Annotated in this window: 4 protein-coding genes; all 4 read right to left on the bottom strand. The window is 41.4% G+C overall.

What is annotated here, in order from left to right; all coding sequences use genetic code 11:
* Nucleotides 1–8: 8 nt before the first annotated feature.
* The gene (locus tag LC115_09380) at nucleotides 9–1805 is read right to left on the bottom strand and encodes a long-chain fatty acid--CoA ligase (protein ID MCZ2356877.1); all 1797 of its coding nucleotides are present in this window, start codon (nucleotides 1803–1805) and stop codon (nucleotides 9–11) included.
* Between the two features lie 4 nt (nucleotides 1806–1809).
* Nucleotides 1810–2370, bottom strand: a complete 561-nt coding sequence (locus LC115_09385) for an isochorismatase family protein (GenBank protein ID MCZ2356878.1) — start codon at nucleotides 2368–2370, stop codon at nucleotides 1810–1812.
* Nucleotide 2371: 1 nt separating this feature from the next.
* Entirely contained in the window at nucleotides 2372–4099 is a 1728-nt protein-coding gene (locus LC115_09390; GenBank protein MCZ2356879.1) for a thiamine pyrophosphate-binding protein, read from the bottom strand.
* A gap of 176 nt (nucleotides 4100–4275) precedes the next feature.
* Nucleotides 4276–8270: gliding motility-associated C-terminal domain-containing protein (locus LC115_09395; GenBank protein ID MCZ2356880.1), on the bottom strand; the 3995-nt coding region annotated here is incomplete at its 5' end.

An 8270-nucleotide genomic window follows, 5' to 3' on the forward strand; every position in this document is an offset into this window, starting at 1 on the left:
TCGGATACCTAACTATACAGTTGAGCTATTTCTTTGGCATATCTTTCATAGAGAATCTTTCGCTTGAGTTTCAGCGTTGGGGTTAATTCTCCAGAGTCAATAGTCCATTCTTTGTCTAACAAGATGAATTTCTTCACTTGTTCCCATTGGCCAAAATCAGGGTTATATTTATCTATTTCTCTCTGAATTAGGTCATTAACTTTTTTCTCTTGAATGAGTTCTCGGTTATTTTGAATGTTAATTCCTTGATTTTTTGCCCATTCTTGTAGTTTTAAGAAAGAGGGAACGATAAGTGCAGACACAAATTTTTTATCATCACCGCCTATGACCATCATTTGTTCTATGAAATTAGATTCTTTCATTTTGTTTTCTATGGTTTGTGGGGCAACATATTTTCCGCCGGCGGTTTTGAAGAGTTCTTTTTTTCTATCTGTGATTTTCAGGAATTTATTGTTATTTTTTTCAATCCAAACGCCTATATCTCCGGTATAAAACCAGCCTTCTTTATCAATCACTTCGGCGGTAATATCTGGTCGGTTGAAATAGCCTTTCATGATATTTTCGCCTCGTGCTAATATTTCGCCGTCTTCGGCGATTTTGACTTCAACGCCGGGTATTGGTATCCCTACTGTACCGGTGCAACGCTGTTTTTCATCCAAACGATTTACGGTAAGAACAGGAGCCGTTTCGGTAAGTCCGTAACCTTCAATCACATCAATTCCGGCAGCCGTGAATAATGTTATCAATCGGGGTTGCATAGCAGCAGCTCCGGTTATGATAAACTTGACTTTTCCGCCTAATGCTTCTTGCCACTTGCTAAAAATCAACTTTCGGGCAATGCTGAGTTTGAGATTATAAAAAAAGCCTAAGTCTTCACCAATTTTATACTGCGAGCCAACGTCAATAGCCCAAAAAAACAGAGACCTTTTGATTCCGGTAAGTTCACTGCCTTTCGCTATGATTTTTTCATAGACCTTTTCTAATAAGCGTGGTACAGTTGAAAAACAATGTGGTTTAACTTCTTTTAGGTTATCACCAATTGTTTCCAAACTTTCTGCATAATGAATATACATCCCTAAATAGAGATAAGCATAAAAAACTGTACGCTCAAAACTATGGCAAAGCGGTAAAAAGCTAAGCACTTTTTCACCCTTTTGACCATCTTGTAAAAAGGGAAGTACGCTGGTTACACTCAACACATTACTTAAAATATTGTGGTGAGATAGCATCACGCCCTTAGGGTAGCCGGTCGTGCCCGAAGTATAAATGATAGTTGCTAAATCATCTCCCTGAACTTTCTGTGTACGCGCCTGAATCTCATTCAAATTAACTTTATTTTCCGGAGGTAGTGCGTCTGAGAATACTTTGGCACCTTCAATTTCATGAAATGTATAAATTTCTTTCAATGAGGATATTTTGCCCAGCAAAGGTTTCACTTTTTGGTATATCTCCGCGTCTCCCACAAAAGCATATTGAATCTTGGAATCTTCAAATATAAATTCATAATCTTTTTCTGAAATAGTTGGATACATAGGTACATCAACTATTCCGATTTGGATGGCACCCAAGTCCACAAAATTCCATTCAGAGCAGTTTGTAGCGATAATGGCGATTTTATCGTCCTTTTTTAGCCCTAAATCAATCAGCAACTGGCTTACTCGGTTTGCCATTATTTGAGTTTCCTTAAATGTATGCCGAACCCATTGTTTTTGACCATTTTTTGTTTTTATAGAGGCCAAAAAAGGATCGTCCGGATTTTTATTTACCTGATTGGTTAAAAAGTCAAAAAGGTGTACTGGTTCCATAGTTTTATTTTATGAGGTTACTAATCTGTTTAAACTCTTCGGTGCCGGCTTTTTCAAGCAATAGAAATAAAATCATTTCGGTAGATACGATATAGGCTCCGGCTTGGCGCATTCTGCTTAGGGCAAGTTCCTTATTTTCAAATGTTCTTGAAGAAACGGCATCTGCTACAATATGAACATTAAACTCTTGTTGGACAGCTTCTAAGGCTGTTTTCAAAACACAAATATGAGACTCAACTCCGCAAATAATAATATCTGTGATATTGCTTTCTCTTAGCTGTGCCAATACTGAATCACACTGCATACAACTGAAAGTGATTTTTTCTGTCAGATAGAATTTTTCCGGCAAAATGACCTCTCTGCAAGTTTTTCCCAAACCTTTGGGATATTGCTCAGTAATAAGTGTTTTTAACCCTAAAATTTCTGCCCCTCTCAGTAGCACATTAACTTGCTGAATCATCTGGGAACTTTCCTCTATGACGGGCATTAGGCGTTCTTGGACATCAACGACCAAAAGAGCCGTAGTTTCTTTATTCGGTATTCCTATCTGGTTTTTATTCATCATACTACATTGAGATTGAGCCTTTTCTAAACTCTGTTTTTCCGATTATTGCGTTGATAACGAAGGGTGTACCTTGTCTGGATTTTAGCTGTGCTTGTGAAACAGCGTCCGAAAACTCCGAAAGTGTTTCTATTTTTATCCCGTCTGCCCCAAAAGATTTGGCTATTAAATCATAATCTGAATAAGCTAAACGAACTGCGCAGTCGCTTCCCAGAATCTCTATTTGGTCTCTGGCTATTTGGGACCAGCAGGCATCATTGCCGATGAGCGATATTATGGGCAGATTATGCCTTACGCAGGTATCGTATTCCATGAGGCTAAACCCTGCGCTGCCGTCTCCATAGATAATCCAAACATCTTTTTGGGGAAAGACCAATTTTGCGGCAATAGCGAAACCGGCTCCCACGCCAAGTGTGCCAAAAACACCCGGATCCAGCCAAGAAAGTGGCGCAGATGGCTTTAAAGTATAAGCAGACGTTGCCACAAAGTCTCCTCCGTCAGCAACCAAAATAGCATTTTCTCCAAGCATAGGCTCTAATTGCCGAAAAAGCTTAATCGGGTTAATCCCATTAACAGATTCATTAGCCTGATTATCAATAGCTTTTTCTCTCTCTTGATCCCTTTTGGCTAAAATGCTCAACCATGTTTCATATTTTCCCGAAAACTGCTTCGCTAAGTCAATGATCAACTCTTGAGGGTCTGCCAACGCTGCAACCGTAGGACGCTTGTTTTTGTATAAATCCTCTCGACTACGATTGATTGAGATAAACGGGCGGTGGCCAATATGATTTCCATAATCTAAGCGAAAGTCGTTTGAGACACCTGCCAATATAATCAAATCGGATTCTTTTATGGCTTCTTTTCTTTTGTGGCGCATTTGCAAAGGATTTTCTTTGCCTAAAAGTCCACGTGCCATACCGCTTAGATACACAGGTATTCCTAATTTTTTGACGGCTTCTGCTAACTGATTGGCTTTCTGCGGGTTCATCATAGCTCCGCTTCCTACCAAAAGTAAGGGCTTGGAAGCAGAACGAATTTTGGATAGTATCGTACTCAGTGTTGAACTACTGTGGGACGGAAAAGATGCTGGCACTACTCCGTCATTTATTGTTATGGAATCTTTTCCGCTGAATAAATTATTGGCGTGCCGATTAATATACCATCTCAGTATTCTTTCTTGTAGGTTTTTGGGGGGAACTTCATTGCTTTTTGCGCCATACCATTCGCGTACTAAGCTTTCTGGGTAAAGTAAATCTACGGGGCACTCCACAAAGACCGGGCCGGGAACTCCTTCTTGAGCTATCCGAAAGGCGTTTTCAACGGCAGAAGCTAAGTGTCTGACTTTCTTCACTGAAATTGCTGCTTTAACATTGGGCTTCATCATAGCTACTTGGTCAATATCCTGCAGTGCCCCTCTCCCACGAAGTAATGTGGCAGTAGCTCCTCCAAATAATATCAAAGGCGATTGTGCTAAATAAGCATTTTTTATGGCTGTAATGCTATTGGTTAATCCGGGGCCGGCCGTTACGGCTGCTACGCCGGGAACACCTGTCAGTCGAGAAATAGCATCTGCCGCAAAAACAGCATTTGCCTCATGGCGCACGTCAATGATACGAATCCCTTGCCTCTGTGCCTCAACAAATATCGGAGATATATGCCCACCAGATAACGTAAATAAGTATTGTACTCCTTGCTTTCTTAGTACTTGCGCAATAATCTCGCCTCCATTCATCTTGACTGTTCTGTGTTAAAATAGCTTTGATAACAATTCGCAAGTATAAGATATTTTCCCAATAAAATGACACTTTAAACGGGTAAACATATCAAGTGCGATATATTTAAAGCTAAAATTCGGGCAAACGCTATGCGTTTGCCCGAATTTTAGCTTTAACTCCTATTTATCTGATTTTATCTGATGAGCGTTATAGTTCCTTTCAGTTCTATTTTTCTTCCGTCCCAGCCGGTTGCAGTACCTTTGTAGATATAAGCGCCTTCGGGAGCGTCCACACCACCTTTGGCACGGCCATCCCAGGGCTGACCTATCAAGTAGTTTTCTGTAGTGTACATTTCTCTACCCCATCTATCGTAGATAGTAAAGGATATTTCAGTTACACCTGGTGCCACAATTTCAAGGAGGTCATTCAAACCATCTCCGTTTGGAGTAAAGCCGGTAGGAATATGAACCAAAACAACATCCATTACGGTAATATCTACGCAAACAGTATCCGTACATCCTCTGTTAAAGGCAATCAAACAGGCATGATATACTCCTTTTTCACGATATTGATGAGTCGGATTAAAGTTTGGATTGGTCGTTAATGCAGTGTCTCCGTCTCCAAAAACCCACAGATAAGACTCTGCCGTAGCTGGGTCAGTTAGATTCTGGAAGTTAACTGAAGAATGCGGGAAGAATAACGTATCTGATTCAATTGGTAGCATCATTGCGTCAGGTGTACGAATTACTGAGACACCAATTGCGGAACGAACCGGAGATAAACAAGCTCCGTTTAAGCCTTCAACGTAGAAAGTCGTTGTGTCATACAATAATGAAGTAATAAAAACTGAACCTGAATCAAGCGGAGTGCCACCTAACGGAACGTTATACCAATAATACTGAACGCCAGTTTGCGGATTATTGATAGCTAATGTTACGGAATTACCGCTACAAATTGGAGAGATCGGTACTGTTGTCAAATCTGCCATTGGTATCACCGTTATTGTTGAAGCAAATGACGTATCGCAGCCGTTTGGCCCTAAAGCCCGAACCTGAACGTTAAATACACCAGCTGCAGGATATACAAAGGCAATCACTGAGTCAGCAGTAGTTACAGAAGGCAAGCCTCCATCTCCACTAACCTCAAAGGTAAAACCTACACCACTTTGGTTTACGAAACTGATTACGGAAACATCTCCCTGACAAACTGTGTTAGTTACAATATCAAAAGTAGGACGAGGACGAACTGTAATATTCAAAGTAGCGCTATCTACGCAAGTACCGATTCCGGCTACAACAGAAACAACATCACCTTGACCTAAAACTGCAGTCGTAAACGTAGAATCTGGTGAACTTTGCTGTAAAACACCATTAATGAAGAAATTAAAGTTAAATACAGGGTCATAAGGAATTGTTGAAGCAATGAAAGTAGTGGGAACACCTTGACAAACATTATTAGAAGGAACGGCACGAAGTGTTACATCATTCTGAATAATTACATTAACCGTAACCGGAGTTAGATACTGAGCTACACAACCTTGTGCATTTGTAGCTTGTACGACAAAGGAGTTTAAACCAGTTGTTAAATTTCCATTGGGAACAAGTATTGTAATATCTCCGCCTGTGCCGGCTACTCCGTTTCCAATAGGTAATCCATTTTGCATCAATTGATAAGTAACGCCTGCAATAGAATTCCGAACCGTAACGTATGTATTTTGACCCAAGCAAGATACTGCATTTTCAACTTGTGCCGTCAAAATTGGTAGCGGATTTACCGTTACTATTGCAATAGCTGATAGCGTAGCGGAACAATTTGAAGATGATGTTGCCGTAATAGTGAAACGATTAGGCCCAACCGCTAAGTTTGAAATTGGTATTGTAATAACCATATTCCCGCCATTGCCAATAATAGGAGAACCTACGGAATTACCCAGAGAGTCAATCACCTGATAAGTTACACCATTCTCAGTTCCTACTAAAGTAATTGTGCTAACACCACCTAAGCAAGCAGTATTTCCACTGGCATTAACAGAAAGTGAGGGTAGTGGATTTACAACAATTGTTACAGGAGTTGCAGAGGCAGTTGTACATTGAGCTAACGATACATATACATTGAAACTTGTGGAAGGCTGGCTCAAATTAGAAGCCGGAACATTAATTGTGATGGTAGTTCCCGATGCTACTATAGGAGTTCCAACTGAGTTGTTGAAAGCATCTCTAAGTTCATAAGTAGCTCCCAATTGAGCATTTGAAATAGTAACTGTTCCATCTTGACCTATACAAACAGTATTTCCTGATGCGACAAAAGTGCTTTGTGCCGATTGATTTACGATTATTTTAGTAACCGCCACAGCACTTGTGCAGCCATTTAGTATAGCTACTACTGAATAGTTTCCTGAATCGGCAGTGCTTACATTTGGTAAAATTGGGTTTTGAACAGAACTTACAAATCCGTTAGGGCCAGTCCAGCTATAGCTTGCTCCCTGTATAGAAGTAGCTGTTAGATTAACAGAATTTCCTGAACACACTGGGCTATTATTTGATGCAGAAATTGGGCCTGGAATTGCGTTTATAGTTACTGTTGTAGTAGCAATACTGCTGGTACAGCCATTTGCGATAGCTACAACCGAATAAGTACCTGCATTCAAAGAGGTTGTTCCATTTATTGTTGGGTTTTGAGCAGAACTTGTAAAGCCGTTAGGGCCCGTCCAACTATAATTTGCGCCGGGTACAGCAGAAGCTGTTAAATTAAGATTTCCACCTTCACATATCGGTGAATTTGATGCAGCATTCGGTGCAGCAGGAACTGCATTGATAACCACATTCGTAGTAGCAACAGAACTGGTGCAACCATTAGCTATCGCAACAAGACTATAAGTCCCTGTGTTAGATGCCGTTACATTGGAAATAGTCGGATTCTGAAGGTTTGAACTAAATCCGTTAGGACCCGTCCAGCTATAACTTGCTCCCGCTACCGCACTCGACGTTAAATTTAACGTAGAACCAACGCATAACGGGCTATTATTCCCAGCCGTAGGTGCTGTCGGTGCCGGATTGATAACAACCACAGTAGAAGATACTGCACTTGTACAGCCGGCTGCAACAGTTACTACATTGTAAGTACCTCCGTTTGCAAGTGTAACCCCGCCAATGGTAGGATTCTGTTGGTTTGAACTAAAGCCGTTCGGACCTGACCAACTATAACTTGCTCCCGAAACAGCCGTAGCCGTTAAATTCAACGTCTGACCCTCACATAACGGACCATTATTGGACGCAGAAGCCGGATTCGGCACAGGATTTATCGTAACATTAACACTTCCAACCAAACTGGTACAGCCGCTCGCTATCGCAACAACTGTATAGCTGCCGTTATTGGCTGTCGTAGCATTAGAAATAGTCGGATTCTGAAGATTTGAACTATATCCATTCGGGCCTGACCACAGATAATTTGCTCCGGAAACAGTAGAAGCCGTCAAATTCAGTGTTTGTCCTTCGCAAATCGGTGAATTACTACCCGCAACCGGCGCAGTCGGCTTCGGATTAACAACTACCGTAACACTCGCTACGCTACTGGTACAGCCGTTAGCTATCGCCACCACATTGTAAGTACCTGAATTAGCTGTCGTAGATACCGCTATCGTAGGATTCTGACTCGTAGAAGAAAAAGCAGGGCCAGTCCAGCTATAAGTCGCTCCAGGAATCGTTGTCGCTGTCAAATTAAGTGAAGAACCTTCGCAAATCGGCGAATTACTGCCCGCAACAGGGGTAGTCGGTACCGCATTTATCGTTACTACGGTTGTAGCTACTGATGAAGTACATCCTGTAATTATCGCTATAACTGAATATGTTCCCGCGTCAGCCGAAGTTACACCCGAAATAGACGGATTCTGTAACGTAGAAGTAAAGCCATTCGGACCCGTCCAATTATATGTTGCACCCGCAACAGATGAAGCCGTTAAGTTTAACGTAGAACCGACACAAAGTGGTGAATTACTGCTCGCGGTAGGAGATGTAGGAATAGGACTAACAACCACATTCGTAGTAGCAACAGAACTGGTGCAACCATTAGCTATCGCAACAAGACTATAAGTCCCTGTGTTAGATGCCGTTACATTGGAAATAGTCGGATTCTGAAGGTTTGAACTAAATCCGTTAGGACCCGTCCAGCTATAACTTGCTCCCGCTACCG

Source organism: Bacteroidia bacterium, assembly GCA_026932145.1.
In the GTDB taxonomy this organism is placed as follows: Bacteria; Bacteroidota; Bacteroidia; order J057; family JAIXKT01; genus JAIXKT01.

What these genes read in the sequence shown, in the direction of transcription:
- LC115_09380 (MCZ2356877.1), bottom strand. Translation starts at nt 1,805, where the DNA reads ATGGAACCAGTACACCTTTTTGACTTTTTAACCAATCAGGTAAATAAA.
- LC115_09385 (MCZ2356878.1), bottom strand. Translation starts at nt 2,370, where the DNA reads ATGATGAATAAAAACCAGATAGGAATACCGAATAAAGAAACTACGGCT.
- LC115_09390 (MCZ2356879.1), bottom strand. Translation starts at nt 4,099, where the DNA reads ATGAATGGAGGCGAGATTATTGCGCAAGTACTAAGAAAGCAAGGAGTA.